At 55.4% G+C, this 15678-nt stretch carries 14 protein-coding genes and 1 pseudogene; 9 read left to right on the plus strand and 6 right to left on the minus strand.

The features are described from left to right. Positions 1 to 147: 147 nt before the first annotated feature. The 4 genes and pseudogenes from AC6I8B_RS03505 (at position 148) to AC6I8B_RS03520 (ending at position 2116) form a co-directional block, all read left to right on the plus strand. On the plus strand, positions 148 to 327 hold the full coding sequence (locus AC6I8B_RS03505; protein ID WP_157353426.1) for a type II toxin-antitoxin system HicA family toxin: 180 nt from the start codon (positions 148 to 150) through the stop codon (positions 325 to 327). Positions 328 to 353: 26 nt separating this feature from the next. After that, positions 354 to 779: a type II toxin-antitoxin system HicB family antitoxin gene (locus AC6I8B_RS03510; protein WP_157353425.1), complete on the plus strand. Its 426-nt coding sequence runs from the start codon at positions 354 to 356 to the stop codon at positions 777 to 779. An 81-nt stretch (positions 780 to 860) separates the two neighbouring features. After that, positions 861 to 950: pseudogene (locus AC6I8B_RS03515) on the plus strand (CRISPR-associated protein Cas1); the annotation flags it as partial. Positions 951 to 1186: 236 nt separating this feature from the next. Next, positions 1187 to 2116 carry an Rpn family recombination-promoting nuclease/putative transposase gene (locus AC6I8B_RS03520; RefSeq protein ID WP_033770970.1) on the plus strand — a complete coding sequence of 310 codons (930 nt, stop codon included), beginning with the start codon at positions 1187 to 1189 and terminating at the stop codon, positions 2114 to 2116. A 428-nt stretch (positions 2117 to 2544) separates the two neighbouring features. Here AC6I8B_RS03520 and AC6I8B_RS03525 read toward each other — a convergent pair whose 3' ends face one another. Next, positions 2545 to 3444, minus strand: coding sequence for a LysR family transcriptional regulator (locus AC6I8B_RS03525; RefSeq protein ID WP_157353424.1), 900 nt, complete (start codon positions 3442 to 3444; stop codon positions 2545 to 2547). A gap of 105 nt (positions 3445 to 3549) precedes the next feature. Between AC6I8B_RS03525 and AC6I8B_RS03530 the strand changes: the two genes are divergently transcribed. The 3 genes from AC6I8B_RS03530 to yacL all read left to right on the plus strand — a co-directional run bounded on the left by AC6I8B_RS03530 (position 3550) and on the right by yacL (position 7778). Continuing rightward, positions 3550 to 4059: a phenolic acid decarboxylase gene (locus AC6I8B_RS03530; protein WP_010253965.1), complete on the plus strand. Its 510-nt coding sequence runs from the start codon at positions 3550 to 3552 to the stop codon at positions 4057 to 4059. Between the two features lie 553 nt (positions 4060 to 4612). Then, positions 4613 to 7210 (plus strand): bifunctional aconitate hydratase 2/2-methylisocitrate dehydratase, encoded by a 2598-nt coding sequence (acnB, locus tag AC6I8B_RS03535; RefSeq protein ID WP_031593569.1) that lies wholly within the window; start codon positions 4613 to 4615, stop codon positions 7208 to 7210. A 190-nt stretch (positions 7211 to 7400) separates the two neighbouring features. Then, complete coding sequence (gene yacL, locus AC6I8B_RS03540) at positions 7401 to 7778, plus strand: protein YacL (protein WP_010253973.1); 378 nt, start codon at positions 7401 to 7403, stop codon at positions 7776 to 7778. 61 nt (positions 7779 to 7839) lie between these two features. Here yacL and AC6I8B_RS03545 read toward each other — a convergent pair whose 3' ends face one another. The 5 genes from AC6I8B_RS03545 to AC6I8B_RS03565 all read right to left on the minus strand — a co-directional run bounded on the left by AC6I8B_RS03545 (position 7840) and on the right by AC6I8B_RS03565 (position 13257). After that, entirely contained in the window at positions 7840 to 8511 is a 672-nt protein-coding gene (locus tag AC6I8B_RS03545) for an SDR family NAD(P)-dependent oxidoreductase (RefSeq protein WP_157353553.1), read from the minus strand. Positions 8512 to 8519: 8 nt separating this feature from the next. After that, positions 8520 to 9716, minus strand: a complete 1197-nt coding sequence (locus AC6I8B_RS03550) for a sialidase family protein (protein WP_033756583.1) — start codon at positions 9714 to 9716, stop codon at positions 8520 to 8522. A 1-nt stretch (position 9717) separates the two neighbouring features. Then, positions 9718 to 11133 (minus strand): sodium:solute symporter family protein, encoded by a 1416-nt coding sequence (locus AC6I8B_RS03555; RefSeq protein WP_031292876.1) that lies wholly within the window; start codon positions 11131 to 11133, stop codon positions 9718 to 9720. A gap of 79 nt (positions 11134 to 11212) precedes the next feature. Further along, positions 11213 to 12097, minus strand: coding sequence for a dihydrodipicolinate synthase family protein (locus AC6I8B_RS03560; RefSeq protein WP_157353422.1), 885 nt, complete (start codon positions 12095 to 12097; stop codon positions 11213 to 11215). Positions 12098 to 12108: 11 nt separating this feature from the next. Continuing rightward, positions 12109 to 13257, minus strand: coding sequence for an iron-containing alcohol dehydrogenase (locus tag AC6I8B_RS03565; protein ID WP_157353421.1), 1149 nt, complete (start codon positions 13255 to 13257; stop codon positions 12109 to 12111). Positions 13258 to 13444: 187 nt separating this feature from the next. Between AC6I8B_RS03565 and dtnK the strand changes: the two genes are divergently transcribed. Together dtnK and AC6I8B_RS03575 are read left to right on the plus strand one after the other, a co-directional pair. After that, positions 13445 to 14704: a D-threonate kinase gene (gene dtnK / locus AC6I8B_RS03570; protein WP_157353420.1), complete on the plus strand. Its 1260-nt coding sequence runs from the start codon at positions 13445 to 13447 to the stop codon at positions 14702 to 14704. Continuing rightward, positions 14697 to 15677, plus strand: coding sequence for a D-threonate 4-phosphate dehydrogenase (locus tag AC6I8B_RS03575; protein ID WP_158149547.1), 981 nt, complete (start codon positions 14697 to 14699; stop codon positions 15675 to 15677). The genes dtnK and AC6I8B_RS03575 overlap by 8 nt, the downstream gene beginning before the upstream one ends. Position 15678: the final 1 nt, after the last annotated feature.

The raw sequence follows: 15678 nt of genomic DNA on the forward strand, positions 1-15678 counted from the left end.
GGGCTTTTTTTTCGCCTGGAGTTTGGTGCTGTATGGCAAGAATCGATTTGGGTTAAGACTAAAGGTAACCCCAATAACCCTGAAAACGTTGCCTGTGAGAGTTATTAGAGTTATCGTGCTTTCATCGGGACGCGACAGGACACAGGGATGGATAGCAGCACGTTAATTTCCGAAATGAAGGCTGATGGCTGGGTTCTGACAAGGATAGACGGTAGCCATCACCATTTCACACATCCGACAAAACCGGGGCTGGTTACAGTACCCCATCCTAAAAAAGACTTACCGATCGGTACGGTAAAGAGCATCAGGAAACAAGCGAGAATTTAATCCCGCTTGCCCGTAGAGGTATGAATATGTTTTATCCAATCGCGATTGAAGCGGGTGATCACGAACACGCATACGGCGTAATCGTTCCCGATTTACCAGGGTGTTTCTCTGCCGGGGATACTCTTGATGAAGCCATTAAAAACGCCAAAGAGGCTATCACAGGGCATATCGAATTATGTGTAGAACTCGGTCATGAGATCCCTGCCGTGTCCACCATTGAGACTCTGGCCACGAATCCTGAATATCAGGGTTATATCTGGGCATTGGTTGATGTAGATGTCATTCGCTTGCTGGGCGGCTCTGAAAAAATCAATGTCACTTTACCCAGGTCGTTAATTGATCGGATTGATCGTTGTGTGGCTTCACACCCCGAATACAAAAGTCGCTCGGGCTTTCTGGCTCGGGTAGCGCTTGAGCGTATTACTGCTCCGATTAACAGGCCTCAAAAGTAAGTCCGCGTGATAGCTAAATTTATTGGTGGCAGAGGAATCAAAAGGCACCGTTTATGAGTTTTTACCCCTTAAGCCGTTGCCATGATCTTTCTCACGTATGGTCAGGTTGATGTCTTTGATGATGCTTTTATCCAGATTGATAAAACCGGCGTAAGAATGCATATTCCGGTGAATCTGGATGGACTGCTGCTGATTCTCTTCCTGACTCTTATAAATCAGTGAGTTACTGATCTTTAAATACGTGAATTTAGTGGTGATTTTTTTATGAGGGTAAAATCATCATATTTTACAGCCACATACATTAAGAGTGTTCCCCGCGCTAGCGGGGATAAACCGCATTGATGATGGAGGTGGCCAGACATCTGGCCTGTAATCCCCTACGAATGTGAATATCAGAGTCAGGCCCGATGAAAAAAAAGAACAGCACTCCCACACCTCACGATGCCACTTTCCGGCAGTTTCTCTCACAGCCGGACATTGCCCGCGACTTCATGGAACTGCATCTGCCCGCCGAACTGCGCGCTATATGCGACCTCAGCACCCTGAAACTTGAATCCGGTTCGTTCGTTGAAGACGATCTTCGCCAGTATTTCAGCGATATCCTCTACAGCCTGAAGACCAGTAACGGGGATGGGTACATACACGTCCTGGTTGAGCATCAGTCTACGCCGGACAGGCATATGGCATTCAGGCTGATGCGATACGCTGTGGCGGCTATGCACCGCCACCTTGAAGCGGGCCATAAGCAGCTGCCGCTGGTTATACCGGTACTGTTCTATACCGGCAAACGCAGCCCTTATCCGTATTCAACACGCTGGCTCGACGAATTTGAAGACCCTTCGCTGGCGGAAAACCTCTATGGCAGCGCCTTTCCACTGGTGGATGTCACGGTGATCCCGGATGAGGAAATCATGGGGCACCGCAGCATGGCGGCGCTGACGCTGTTACAGAAGCACATTCATCAGCGTGACATCGCGACTCTCACCGATCGGCTGGCCACGTTACTGATGGCTGATTATCTTTCTTCACCCCAGGTAACAGCGCTGATACACTATTTACTGCAGGCAGGCGAGTCGGCTGACTCCGAAGCCTTCGTGCGCGAACTGGCACAGCGAGTGCCGCAACACGGAGACGCACTTATGACCATCGCACAGCAGCTGGAGCAGAAGGGCATCGAGAAAGGTATTCAGCTTGGTGAACAGCGTGGAATCGAGAAAGGCCGAAATGAAGGCAAACTCGAGGTTGCCCGCACTATGCTGCAGAACGGCATCGACCGTAACACCGTCATGAAAATGACCGGTCTCTCAGAAGATGAACTTTCACAGATCCGTCACTGATTTTTATGTCAGAAAACGGCTCGGCAACGTAAAGCCCTGCACTACAGGGCTTAACAAATTTAATGAAACGCAGGCGCTGCTCATCAGACAGTGCGCTGATGCAGTCTCCCGGGTTAACTGACTATAAGTACGAGCGTGCTTTTCTGCCATTCCCGAAACTCATCACAAAGCAATTCGACTGTTATGACAAAATTACCGGGTCTCCTGGCTGAAACATCAGGATAGGTGGCGCTCCTGGGAGGAAGCGAAGAGGGCTGCAGATCAGCAGGGCATAACCTTCCTGGATGCTAAAATTCAGGGTTCGGCTAAGGTCTGGCTTATCCCTTTCACTGTTTCCAGTAAACCCGATAAAACACAATATGGGATGCTGGACGGTGGCACTCTGACAGTCAAATTCTCAGAAGATTAGGCAGCAAGCTAACCTTCAGCTAACCACGCATCTCCCATGCAGCCACTCGTTCAATAAACATCTGTGCCAGGGCAGTAATGGCGCTGTTGCCGGGTAGTCTTTCTTCATTGATATACATCACCAGCGAACTACTGCGTCGGCGGCCCTGCAGCAGCGGCAGGGGACGGAGCTCACCGCTCTCTAACAGCGCGGCGATATTCTGTTCCGGCAGCCAGCCATAACCTAACTGATGCTGGACCGCTTCAATGGCTGCCGACAGCGTCGTGAATGACCAGTTCTCCGCCTGATCGCCATTGACCTCCGACTGCTGCTGTTGCTGACGATCCAGAATGGTAATGCAGGGCCAGCGTGCCAGCGTAGCAGCACTAAGCGGGGCGGATTCGCGGTGCAGCGGGTGGTCGCGATGGGCGACGGCGACGAAATCGACACTCATCAGGCTTTCGCCTGCTAACGGCGTGTCACCATATTGCGCTACCAGCCAGAGATCAGCCTGATGCTCCGCCAGTCTGTCAGGCGTTTCGCTTCGGACGATTTCGCTAAACCAGATGCGGACATGCGGATAGCGTTGCTGAAAGGTCTGAAGCACATCGAATAGCAAGGGTTTGGGTAGCGTCGCATCGACCATCAGATCGATGCGCGAACGCTCGCCGCGTTGCAGTGCACTGGCCTGCGCCTCAAGCGCGCCGAATCCCTCCAGTAGCGGACGCACCTGTGCCAGCAACTGATGTCCCTCTGCACTCAGGACAGCGCGGCGGCCCTCCTGCTGAAGCAGGGTCAAACCCAGCCGCTGCTGTAACAGGCTCAGCTGATAACTCAGTGAGGACTGGCTGCGATTGTTCTTCTCCGCTGCCAGCGCAAAACTCCCCTCATTCACTACAGCGTCGAGCAGATACCACTGTTCGAGTGTTGTCTTGTACATGCTCACTCATCTAAAAATTAAATGATTTAGTGCTAAAAATAGCGTTATTCATCGGTTTTGTAACGCGCAATAATCTCCTCAAGGAAAACAAATGAGGAATTAACCATGAGCACTTTCGATAAACATGACCTGTCTGGCATCGTCGGCAAACATCTGGTTTACACCTATGACAACGGCTGGAATTACGAGCTCTATATTAAAAATGCCAGCACCATCGACTATCGCATTCATAGCGGTATGGTCGGTAATCGCTGGGTTAAAAATCAGCATGTCTATGTCGTTCGTCTGGCGCAGGATGTCTATAAAGTTTCCTGGACTGAACCAACCGGTACCGATGTCAGCCTGGCCGTTAATCTGGCTGATAAAATTTTCCACGGCACCATCTTCTTCCCGCGCTGGGTAATGAATAATCCGGAGAAAACCGTCTGCTTCCAGAATGATCATCTGGAAGAGATGGCAAAATTCCGCGAAGCGGGTCCGGCTTATCCAACTGAAGTGATTGATGAGTTCGCGACGCTGACCGTAATCCGTGATGTGGGCGAAAATAACGAAAGCGTGATCGACTGTCCGCCTGACCAGTTGCCCGCTAATTTTCCGGAAAATCTGAAAAATTAAGCATGCACAGAAGAGGTCATAACGACCTCTTCTGAATAACAGCTTATGTTTTGTAGCTTCTGACGTGTAACTTGCGAGGATGAAAAAGAGATTTACCGACCAGGGTTTTATCAGTAGTAATCAGCAGGACGGATTCGGTGTCAGTTGCATCAGGCTGATTTCCGGCCTGGTGTTGTTATCCTCCTGAGCTCACCTCCGCTGTACCCCATAAACACGCCGGCTTCTATTCCTGCCAGTTATCTATTTCCCTGAATCACTTCGCTAAAGCCACGGCAAAACTGACATAAACCTGCAGCCATTTGTGTGGAATGCGGTACGCTGCAGAGAGACCCATTCAGCCGACTCAGCTGGCTGATGCAGGGAGTTGAGCGGGCAGAATGGCCGTAGTGGATTATGTTGTATTTTTGTAAACAGATTAACAAACAGACGAAATACTGCTATTCTGCCCTCCGCGAAACCGGGCACCTCAACCTGGACGAGAAAGGGAAGATTGTTCTCCATAAGTGAGCAAGGTGGTCGGAAAGCCCTACATAATGAGAGCGAGGATAACGTCGTGCTAGAAGAATACCGTAAGCACGTTGCCGAGCGTGCTGCCCAGGGAATTGTACCTAAGCCTTTAGAGGCTTCCCAAATGGCCGCGCTGGTTGAACTGCTAAAAAATCCACCTGCGGGTGAAGAAGAATTTTTGATCGATTTATTGGTCAACCGCGTCCCACCTGGCGTCGATGAAGCGGCGTATGTCAAAGCCGGTTTCCTGGCGGCTGTCGCCAAAGGCGAAGCAACCTCTCCTCTGATATCTTCTGAAAAAGCGGTTGAACTGCTTGGCACCATGCAGGGCGGTTACAATATTCATCCGCTGATTGAGGCGCTGGACGATAGCAAACTGGCTCCGATTGCCGCGAAAGCCCTTTCACACACGCTGCTGATGTTCGACAACTTCTATGATGTCGAAGAGAAAGCGAAAGCGGGTAATGAATACGCGAAGCAGGTGATGCAATCCTGGGCAGATGCGGAATGGTATCTGTCACGGCCTGAACTGGCAGAGAAGATCACGGTTACCGTGTTTAAAGTCACTGGCGAAACCAACACCGACGATCTCTCTCCGGCCCAGGATGCCTGGTCACGTCCAGACATTCCTCTGCACGCCCTGGCGATGCTGAAAAATGCCCGTGAAGGCATTGAGCCTGATGACGCGGGCAATATCGGCCCGATCAAACAGATCGAAGCTTTGAAGACCAAAGGCTTCCCACTGGCGTATGTCGGTGATGTTGTCGGAACCGGTTCTTCACGTAAATCCGCCACCAACTCGGTGCTGTGGTTTATGGGCGACGACATCCCGAACGTGCCAAATAAAAAAGGCGGCGGCGTGGTGCTGGGCAGCAAAATTGCACCCATCTTCTTCAACACCATGGAAGATGCGGGCGCACTGCCCATTGAAGTGGACGTAAATAACCTGAACATGGGCGATGTGATCGACATCTATCCATTCAAAGGCGAAGTCCGCAACCACGAAACCAATGAGCTGCTGGCCAGCTTCGAGCTCAAAACCGAAGTAGTAATTGACGAAGTGCGCGCCGGTGGCCGTATTCCGCTGATCATCGGTCGCGGCCTGACCACCAAAGCGCGCGAGTCGCTGGGTCTGCCGCACAGCACCGTATTCCGTCAGGCGAAAGATGTCGCGGAGAGCACCCGTGGTTTCTCGCTGGCGCAGAAAATGGTTGGCCGCGCCTGTGGCGTGACCGGTGTTCGTCCTGGCGCCTATTGCGAACCTAAGATGACCTCGGTTGGCTCGCAGGATACCACCGGCCCGATGACCCGTGACGAGCTGAAAGATCTGGCTTGCCTGGGCTTTTCGACCGATCTGGTGATGCAGTCGTTCTGTCACACCGCCGCGTATCCGAAGCCGGTGGATGTGAGCACGCACCATACGCTGCCAGACTTCATCATGAACCGCGGTGGTGTGTCACTGCGTCCGGGTGACGGCATTATCCACAGCTGGCTGAACCGTATGCTGCTGCCGGATACCGTCGGTACCGGTGGTGACTCGCACACCCGTTTCCCTATCGGCATCTCTTTCCCGGCGGGTTCAGGCCTGGTGGCGTTTGCCGCCGCGACTGGCGTAATGCCGCTCGACATGCCGGAATCGGTTCTGGTGCGCTTCAAAGGTAAGATGGAGCCGGGCATTACCCTGCGCGATCTGGTTCACGCCATTCCGCTGTATGCCATCAAACAGGGTCTGCTGACCGTTGAGAAGAAAGGTAAGAAAAACATCTTCTCTGGTCGCATCCTGGAGATTGAAGGTCTGCCGGATCTGAAAGTCGAGCAGGCGTTTGAGCTGTCCGATGCGTCAGCAGAACGTTCCGCTGCGGGCTGTACCATCAAGCTGGATAAAGCGCCGATTATCGAATACCTCAGCTCTAACATCGTGCTGCTGAAGTGGATGATCGCAGAAGGCTACGGCGATCGTCGTACGCTGGAGCGTCGCATTGAAGGTATGGAGAAATGGCTGGCCGATCCTCAGTTGCTTGAGCCGGATGCCGATGCTGAATATGCCGCCGTGATCGAAATCGATCTGGCTGAAATCAAAGAGCCAATCCTCTGTGCGCCAAACGATCCGGACGATGCACGTCTGCTCTCTGACGTTCAGGGTGAGAAGATCGACGAAGTGTTTATCGGCTCATGCATGACCAACATTGGTCACTTCCGTGCTGCGGGTAAACTGCTGGATAGCCACAAAGGCCAGCTGCCAACCCGTCTGTGGGTGGCACCGCCAACCAAGATGGATGCGGCACAGCTGACCGAAGAAGGCTACTACAGCGTATTCGGCAAAAGCGGCGCGCGTATCGAGATCCCAGGCTGTTCACTCTGCATGGGTAACCAGGCACGTGTTGCAGATGGTTCGACGGTGGTCTCTACCTCGACCCGTAACTTCCCGAACCGTCTGGGTAACGGCGCTAACGTCTACCTGGCATCAGCGGAGCTGGCTGCGGTCGCGTCTCTGCTTGGCAAACTGCCAACGCCGGATGAGTATCAGCAATTCATGGCGCAGGTCGATAAAACGGCCAGCGACACGTATCGCTATCTCAACTTCGACCAGCTGACGCAGTACACCGACAAAGCTGATGGTGTGATTTTCCAGACCGCGGTCTGATTCTTCACCTTGCAGGCATTAATAAGGGGCGATGATTCGCCCCTTTTTTTCGTCTCAGCATGGGGTAAAGAGACGATCAAAAGCTGGCTTTCGGCAGACAGCCTGTAATAATGCGCGACGTGTCACACTTTGCCGCGAGAGCAGCACGGACACTTACCAGGTGAGACGACGACGTTGAGAGGAACGGGCGATGGAATATGAATTTTTACGCGATGTGACCGGACAGATTAAGGTTCGCATGTCGATGGATCATGAAGCGGTCGGCCACTGGTTCAACGAAGAGGTCAAAAACGATCCGGGATTGCTGGATGAAGTTGAAGCCGCCATTGAAGATGTCAAAGGCAGCGTACGTCAGTGGCAGCGGATCGGCAGCGAGTACACCATTCTGCTGGATGAAGAGGAGGTGATGATCCGCGCCAACCTGCTGGCTCTGGAAGATGACGGTATGGAAGAGGGGATGAACTACTATGACGAAGAGAGCCTCTCGTTCTGCGGCATTGAAGATTTTCAGCTGGTGATCGCTGCTTATCGCCAGTTTATGAACCAGTACGGCAAACCCGTACGGTAAGACAGTAAGGCAATCCTTTACGGTTATAAGGCCGGGCGAACTCAGCAGCCCGGCCTGTTAACTAACTCAGCGATGCACCGCCACACATTACCAGCTGCTGGCCGGTGATCGCCGCCGCCGCAGGGGAGAGCAGGAAATCGACCAGCCCGGCCACTTCCTGCGGCTGAATATAGCGGCCTATCGGTGGCAGACGGGGCGGTGAACTGGCACGGCCCGGTTGTTGCAGCATCGGCGTTTCGGTGGCGCCTGGCGCCACAATATTGGCGGTAATGCCGCGCGGAGCGAGTTCGGCCGCCCAGCTGCGCACCATACCGATCATCGCCGATTTGGTGGCGACATACTGACTGCGGCCCGCCGCACCGCCTGATGTCCGGCTGCCCAGCAGCACAATTCTGCCGCCCACACGCATCCGCGGTGCAAAATGATTCGCCAGCTGCTCAGCAGCGGCAACGTGCAGTTGCCATAAGCGTGTACTGGCGCTCAGATCCAGCTCCCCAAGCGGCGCGGCCTGCATCATACCGGCTGCATGGATCACCGCCTGCGGTACCGGTAGCGCGTCCAGTAAAGCCTGCAATGCCGCGCTGTCGCTGATATCGATTTGATGGCTCTGCCAGCCCGCTTCTGCCCGGCTTATCGCCGAGCGACTCAGGCCGATAACCTGCCAGCCCTCATCGAGTAAACGGTCAGCAATCGCCTGACCGATGCCGGAGCTGGCCCCGGTCACCAGCGCCATCCGTTCAATCACGCATCACCTCCCTTCACCCATGACTCCGCGACCCGCACATATTTAATCGCCTGGCGATACCAGGTGTAGGCGATATGCAGTTCGCCATCCAGGCCCTGTTTAATGCTGGGATAGGAGAACTCACGGTTTAATTTCTGCTGGGAGTTATTGGTCATGCAGTAGCCATCGCCCTCGTCCAGATTGCGCTGCAGCGGCCAGCTTTTACCGCCATCCGTGGAGATAGCCAGCGTCATCGGCGCACGAGGCGCACCCCAGAAAGCGGTGCGACCACTGTGCACCACCGGCTCAGCGGCGACGGCAACATCACTTACCTCTTCATCGTCTTCAATTTCGTCATACAGCGACAACCGGCGTTCGCTGGCACCTTCGGCGCTCATGGCATTGAACACCAGCGCCAGATGACCATTGCGCAGTGTTGTGACCTGAATTGAGGAGTTATTGTTGGGCAGCGATAACGGCTGTGGCGCGCTCCAGCTTTCGCCCTGATCAAATGAGCGGCTCTGGTAAATGTGGTCAGCCCAGCGGCTGCGGTAGAGCGCCAGCAGCGAGCCATCATCCAGCAGGGTAACGTTCATATGAACGCAGCCGGTGCTGTCAGGCACGCTGACGTCGCGCCAGCTCTGGCCTTTATCTTCTGAGATTTTTACCGCGCTCACGTCATAGCTGCCGACCCACTTTTCGCCGGGCTGGGTCAGACAGTAAAACACTGGCAGCAACCAGTTACCGTTGGGCAGCACCACAATCGGCTGGCGAATAAAGGTGCCAGGCTTATCCAGCAGCGTTTTGATCTCCCCCCAGCTCTGGCCCAGATCGTGAGACTGGCGATAGCGAACAATCGCGGTGTCCTGATTGCCCGATTTCTGCGCCGTCCACAGCAGCCACAGTACCTGGTCGGGATCGAGAAACAGCACCGGATTCTGTTCTGAACGGCCCGGATCGTCAGAGAGTTTTTGTGCTTCACTCCAGCGATCGCTGCCTTTTCGCAGCCGTGAACACCAGACAGAGATATCGGCAATCCCTTCCTGCGTGCCGCCAAACCAGACGCAAAGCAGATCGCCATCGGGCAGCGGCAGCAGGTTAGCCGCGTGGTTTTGCGGGCAGGAGGAGGGCAGCATCGCAACCTGCTGCGCGCTATCCTGCGGGTGAGGCGCAAGCAGGCCGGTGCGTTCTGCGGTGACGGTTTCCTGAGTCATTTTAGGCTCCACTGTTTTGTGCATTGTGTTGCGATTGAGGCTGAGACTGGCGTGACGGGATACAGCGGTCAATCACCATAATAATTGCCGGGGTGATCAGCGCCACGTACATATTGTCGATACCAAACGGGTTACCCATCAGGAACCAGACGGAAGTGACAACGCAGGCGCCAATCAGACCGGCATTGGCGCCGCGTGTGCTCTTAAACCACGGCAGGTAGAACGCCATGATCGCCACAACGGTAATCGACAGACGAATCGCACGGGTAAAGAACGAGAGCTTCAGCACTTCCGGGAAGAACAGAACAAACAGCAGCGGGAAGAAGCCGATGCCAATCGAGATCCAGCGTGTCATTTTAAATTCGCGCTCTGGCGTAGGATTACGATAAGGCACGTAAAAGTCTTTCACCACCAGCGAGGCGATGGCCAGCGCCACGGTACCGACGCTGACGAAAATCGAGGCCACCAGCGAGGTGGTGACAATGCCCGCCAGCCACGGTGACATATCCTGCAGAAACACCGGCAGCGCATAGAGGCTCTTGATATCCGGGTGAGCAAACTTCGCTGCCACGCCAATCAGCGCCATCGCCAGACCAATCGGCAGGCAGAAGAAGAAGGCGACCCAGGTGGCGCGCTTCGCTGACTTCACATCTTTGGTGGAGGAGATCGCCTGAATCACAAACTGGGTACAGAAGATCGAACCTACGGTCCCGATCAGCCAGGCCACAATGGTACTGGCACCGACGTGACCATCCCATGTCCAGTAGAACGCCGGCATTTTTTCCATCATCGGGGCGACGCCGCCGGTCATCTTCAGCGCCACATAGAGGATAATCAGGATCCCCATATACTTGATGGCGCTGTGCAGCAGCGTGACCCAGGCCACACCTTTCATGCCGCCAAATGCAAAGTAGAAGGTGCTGACCACCGCAGTGATAAAGGCAGCCTGAGTCAGGTCAATCTTCAGCACGGTGGAGATCGCCGCCGCGCCGCTGATGTAGTTGCCGACGTTCACCAGCAACAGCGCATAGATCATGATCAGCGAGATAATATTTTTGGTCGAACTGCCATATTTCTCGGCGATAGCACCGGAGATAGTGATCTTTCCGGTGTTGTAGATGCGTTTGACCAGTATCAGGCCAAACAGCGGGAAGCCAATTGCCGCGCCAATCACCGACCATGAGGCGGCGAAGCCATCTTCAAAGGCCGCCTGCGCGGTGCCGATGGTGGATTTTGCCCCGATATATTCAGACATCAGCATAATGCCGACGATAAAAGCAGGCATGGCGCGCGAGCCTTCCATAAAGTCGCCGCTGGTTTTACTGCGCAGCCGCCAGGTGAGCCAGGTGGTGAACAGGATATAGGCGACCACCATGCCGACGATCAGTAAGGTGCTCTCAGTTGAAAATGCTTTCATCATGACCTCGATTGTTCTGGCAGATGGCGACCATCAGGTTCGTTCTCATCTGACCGGTAGGGTGCAAAGGTGATGGACGTTATTGCAGGTAGTGGTTCACGATTTGGCGGATCTGCTGCTGCTCTTCGGCGCTGAACTGCACCGCATAGCGGCTTTCACCCACCTCAAAGCCCTGCAGGCTGACCGCTTTTTTCACGGCGGCCGGTGAGAAACCGATGCTGTAAAGCGCGGTGCGCAGGCCGGTGACGTTCTCCTGTGCCTGATGCGAACCGGCAATATCGCCCGCATGGAAGCGCGCCCAGATGGCGTTAATCGCCTCCGGTGCCACGTTTGCCAGCCCGGAAATTGAGGCGGAGCAGCCATCCACAAAACCCTGGTGGATCAGCGAATCCGGGCCGTTCAGCACAGCAAAGTCCTGACAGTCGGCGGTAGCCTGCAGAAAGCCGCTCAGACTTTCATAGCTGCCTGCTGAATCTTTAATGCCGATGATGTTCGGATGCGCGGCCAGCGTACGAACAGTCTCTGGCTGCAAGGTATTGCCGGTACGCGCCGGGATGTTGTAGAGGAACAGCGGTACCGTAAGCGCGTCAGCCACGCGCTGATAGTGGTCGATCAGCTCCTGCTGCTTAAGCGGAACAAACCACGGGGTGATCGCGGAAACAGCATCTACGCCAAGGCAGGCAATCTGTTTGCCGAGCCGGATAGTTTCACGGGTCGAAATCTCCCCGATATGCGCCACCACCGATGCCCGGCCGTTAACTTCATCGACGCAGGTGGTGGTAACCGCGATCTTCTCCTGCTCGTTCAGCACAAAGAATTCGCCGTTGGTTCCGCCACAGAAGATGCCGTTACCAGCGTTGATCTGGCGTCTGACCTGTTCGCGCTGCCTCTCCGGATCAAAGGCACCTTCCCGGTCAAAAGTGGTGACGATGGCGGTCAGTACGCCATTTATTTTCTTATTCATGACAATCCTCATTACGCCTGGCAGGAAGGGAAAAGCGTCAGGTAGACGGCGCGCACATCGTCGGCGGTGACCGCCATCGGCACGTTGTTCATCAGACGCTGGACGTTGAGCGCGGCTTCCACTAACCAGGGCAGTTGATCCGGGCTGATGCCCAGTGCTTCCAGGCTGGCAGGCAGCTGCAGCCGCGCCACCAGCGCGGTGAAGTAGTCGACCAGCGCGTGTGATTTCTCTTCATCGCTTAAACGGACGTCGGCGTCGGGCAGCAGATCATAGACCTGAGCGAATTTGCTCACCGCCGCCGGACGGACAAAGCGCATGCAGGGAGCCAGCAGGATGGCGTTGGCGACGCCGTGTGGCAGATGATATCTGCCGCCGAGCGGGTAAGAGAGGGCATGCACCAGATGTGTCCCGGCATGGGCAATCGATGCACCGCCATAATAAGAAGCCCAGAGCATCTCCAGGCGTGCCTGCAAATTTTCTGGCTCGCGCAGGGTGGTTTCGAGATTAGCGAACAGTTTCTTCATCCCAGTCAGCGCATAGTTGTCGCTGACCGGGTTGGCGACATTGGCGGTAAAGCACTCAATCAGATGGCAGAGGGCGTCAATACCGGTTGAAGAGGCGATGTGGGCCGGCATGCTGGTGGTCAGTTCCGGCACCAGGGCCACCACATCGGGTAGCATCACCGGTGAAATAATGCCGACTTTGGTCTCTTTCTCCGGGATCGCCAGGATCGCATTGGGCGTCGCTTCAGAACCCGTGCCTGCGGTGGTAGGGATTAGTATTGAACGGGTACGGCGCTGCGGTTTTTCGCCTGCCAGCAGGGCGTCCAGCGAAGGCGCGGCGTCGATGCACAGCACTGAGAGCAGCTTCGCCACATCCAGCACGCTGCCGCCGCCGATGCCAATCACTATATCGACCTGGGGCCGGGAGAGCGTCGCGATAATCGCTGCCACATCATGCTGGCTTGGTTCAGGCGGGACGCTGTTGACCACGCTGATACCCGGAATCTGATCCCGAAGTTGACCCATCAGCGCCTGCACTGCCGGAATAGCCTCAATGTTCCGGTCAGTGACCACGACTGCTGTCGATATCCCCTTCAGCAGATAGCGCATGTCGTTTAACGCCTGATAACCGCTAATCACCGTGCTGTTAATGTTCATTTCATACCCTTATTTCTGTCCTGTCTGAGCAGATGATTAATCTTGCTCAGCGCAATGCGAAGTCAGTCACTCTCTGTGGCTAATTTTATAAGGCATATCGATTTCGATTAATTTGAACTTGCTCACATATAATCAATCATGATTGAATATAATCAAATGCAGTGGCAATCGCCTGACAGGAGTGAGGATGGGCTCATCATTATGGAAAACCCCGGTGCTGGTCATCGCCGATGACTTTACCGGTGCCAACGATGCGGGTAGCGGACTGGCACAGGCTGGCGCCCGCGTACATGTGCTGTTTGGCACTAAGGCACCGTTGCCAGACGACGCTGCGGATGTGCTGGTTATCAGCACCGACAGTCGGGCAGTCAGCGCCAGCCAGGCCGCAGAGCGCGTGGCTCAGGTGGTGCAGCACTTCGCCGCACAGCTTCAGCAGGGCTGGCTGTTTAAAAAGATCGACTCCACGCTGCGCGGCAACGTCGGTGCTGAAACCGCGGCTGCGCTGCACGCCAGCGGCAAAAGGCTGGCGCTGGTGGCACCGGCCGTGCCACGACTGGGCCGCACCACATGCGAAGGTAAAGTGTGGGTCAATCAGCGCTTACTGACAGACACCGAATTTGCCAGCGATCCGAAAACCCCGATCCTCAGCCCCCGCGTACTCGATCAGATGCAGATCGACGGCACGGAGATCGATCTCCCGACGCTGCGCAGCGATCGGCTTGATGCGGTGTTAGCGGCGGCGCACGGCGTGGTGGTGGTGGATGCCGAAAATGAAGCCGATCTGGCGCGACTGATAATCGCTGCGGCGCGGCTGACAGAGAAGCCGCTGCTGGTGGGAGCAGCCGGTTTAAGCGATGCGCTGGGCGCAGCGCTCTCTGTTCGCCCGTCGCGGCCCGTGCTTGCGGTAGTGGGATCGATGAGCAGCAGCGCGCAGCAGCAAATCGCCACGCTGCTTAACCAGCGGGCAGTTGAGATCGTGGATGTCGATATCCGCCAGCTGTTTCAGCAGCCCGCCTGGCCTGACCGGAATCGCTGGATCGAACAGGCTGCCGGCGCACTTCGTGCCGGTCGCCATACGGTGATCCGCACCTGCCAGCATGAATCCCAGCGTCACGACATTGAGCATCTCAGCCAGCAGCACAGCGTGACCCGCCAGCAGCTGGGCGAAGCGATCAGTCTGTTGCTGGGCGAAATGACTCACAGCCTGTGCCGGACACAGCTGCCGCATGCGCTCTATCTGTCGGGAGGCGACGTGGCGATTGCCGTTGCCCAGGCACTGGGGGCCAGCGGCTTTAAAATTCAGGGTCTGGTGGCGGGCTGTGTGCCGCACGGGGTTCTGCTTAACAGTGAATTTACTCTGCCGGTGATGACCAAAGCGGGTGGCTTTGGTGATGAAAATACCCTGGTAGCAGCCATTGGTTTTATTGAGGAGAAGTCGAGTGAGTAAAATTATTGCGATCACCATGGGCGATCCAGCGGGCATCAGCCCGGAAATCATCATTAAGTCACTCTCTGAAGGTGAGCTGAATGGCATCCCTGCGGTGGTGATTGGCTGTGCCAGTACGCTGCGCCGCATTATGGCAATGAACATTACGCCACAGGCCGAGCTGCGGGTGCTGGACCGGGTGCAGGATGCGCGGTTTGCGCCCGGCATCATCAACGTCATCGATGAGCCTCTGGCCGATCCCGACGCGCTGAAACCTGGCGTGGTGCAGAAAGAGGCGGGAGATCTGGCGTGGCGTTGCGTGAAGCGTGCTACAGAGCTGGCACTGGCGGGCGACGTGCATGCCATAGCCACCGCGCCGCTGAACAAAGAGGCGCTGCATGCGGCGGGCCATCTCTATCCTGGTCACACTGAACTGCTGGCGCATCTTACCGGGACCAAAGATTACGCCATGGTCCTCTACACCGATAAGCTGAAAGTGATTCATGTCACGACCCACATTGCGCTGCGTAAGTTCCTCGATACGCTGAACCAGACGCGCATCAAAACCGTGATTGGTATGGCGGACACTTTCCTGCGTCGTGTCGGTTACAACGCCCCGCGTATCGCTGTGGCGGGCGTTAATCCGCACGCTGGTGAGAACGGCCTGTTTGGCGATGAGGAGATCACCACCGTGGCACCCGCTATTGAGGCGATGAAAGCGCAGGGGATTGATGTCTACGGGCCTTGTCCGCCGGACACGGTGTTCCTGCAGTGCCAGGATGGACGGTATGACATGGTGGTCGCGATGTACCACGATCAGGGGCATATTCCGCTTAAACTGCTGGGCTTTTATGATGGCGTCAACATCACCGCAGGCCTGCCGTTTATCCGCACCTCTGCTGACCATGGCACCGCATTTGATATCGCCTGGACAGGTAAAGCGAAGTCTGACAGCATGGCGATCTCTATTAAACTCGCGATGCAGCTCGCATAGG

The organism is Pantoea sp. X-Soil-ISGK-285, assembly GCF_059730815.1.

What these genes read in the sequence shown, in the direction of transcription:
- AC6I8B_RS03505 (WP_157353426.1), top strand. Translation starts at nt 148, where the DNA reads ATGGATAGCAGCACGTTAATTTCCGAAATGAAGGCTGATGGCTGGGTT.
- AC6I8B_RS03510 (WP_157353425.1), top strand. Translation starts at nt 354, where the DNA reads ATGTTTTATCCAATCGCGATTGAAGCGGGTGATCACGAACACGCATAC.
- AC6I8B_RS03520 (WP_033770970.1), top strand. Translation starts at nt 1,187, where the DNA reads ATGAAAAAAAAGAACAGCACTCCCACACCTCACGATGCCACTTTCCGG.
- AC6I8B_RS03525 (WP_157353424.1), bottom strand. Translation starts at nt 3,444, where the DNA reads ATGTACAAGACAACACTCGAACAGTGGTATCTGCTCGACGCTGTAGTG.
- AC6I8B_RS03530 (WP_010253965.1), top strand. Translation starts at nt 3,550, where the DNA reads ATGAGCACTTTCGATAAACATGACCTGTCTGGCATCGTCGGCAAACAT.
- yacL (WP_010253973.1), top strand. Translation starts at nt 7,401, where the DNA reads ATGGAATATGAATTTTTACGCGATGTGACCGGACAGATTAAGGTTCGC.
- AC6I8B_RS03545 (WP_157353553.1), bottom strand. Translation starts at nt 8,511, where the DNA reads ATGGCGCTGGTGACCGGGGCCAGCTCCGGCATCGGTCAGGCGATTGCT.
- AC6I8B_RS03550 (WP_033756583.1), bottom strand. Translation starts at nt 9,716, where the DNA reads ATGACTCAGGAAACCGTCACCGCAGAACGCACCGGCCTGCTTGCGCCT.
- AC6I8B_RS03555 (WP_031292876.1), bottom strand. Translation starts at nt 11,133, where the DNA reads ATGAAAGCATTTTCAACTGAGAGCACCTTACTGATCGTCGGCATGGTG.
- AC6I8B_RS03560 (WP_157353422.1), bottom strand. Translation starts at nt 12,097, where the DNA reads ATGAATAAGAAAATAAATGGCGTACTGACCGCCATCGTCACCACTTTT.
- AC6I8B_RS03565 (WP_157353421.1), bottom strand. Translation starts at nt 13,257, where the DNA reads ATGAACATTAACAGCACGGTGATTAGCGGTTATCAGGCGTTAAACGAC.
- dtnK (WP_157353420.1), top strand. Translation starts at nt 13,445, where the DNA reads ATGGGCTCATCATTATGGAAAACCCCGGTGCTGGTCATCGCCGATGAC.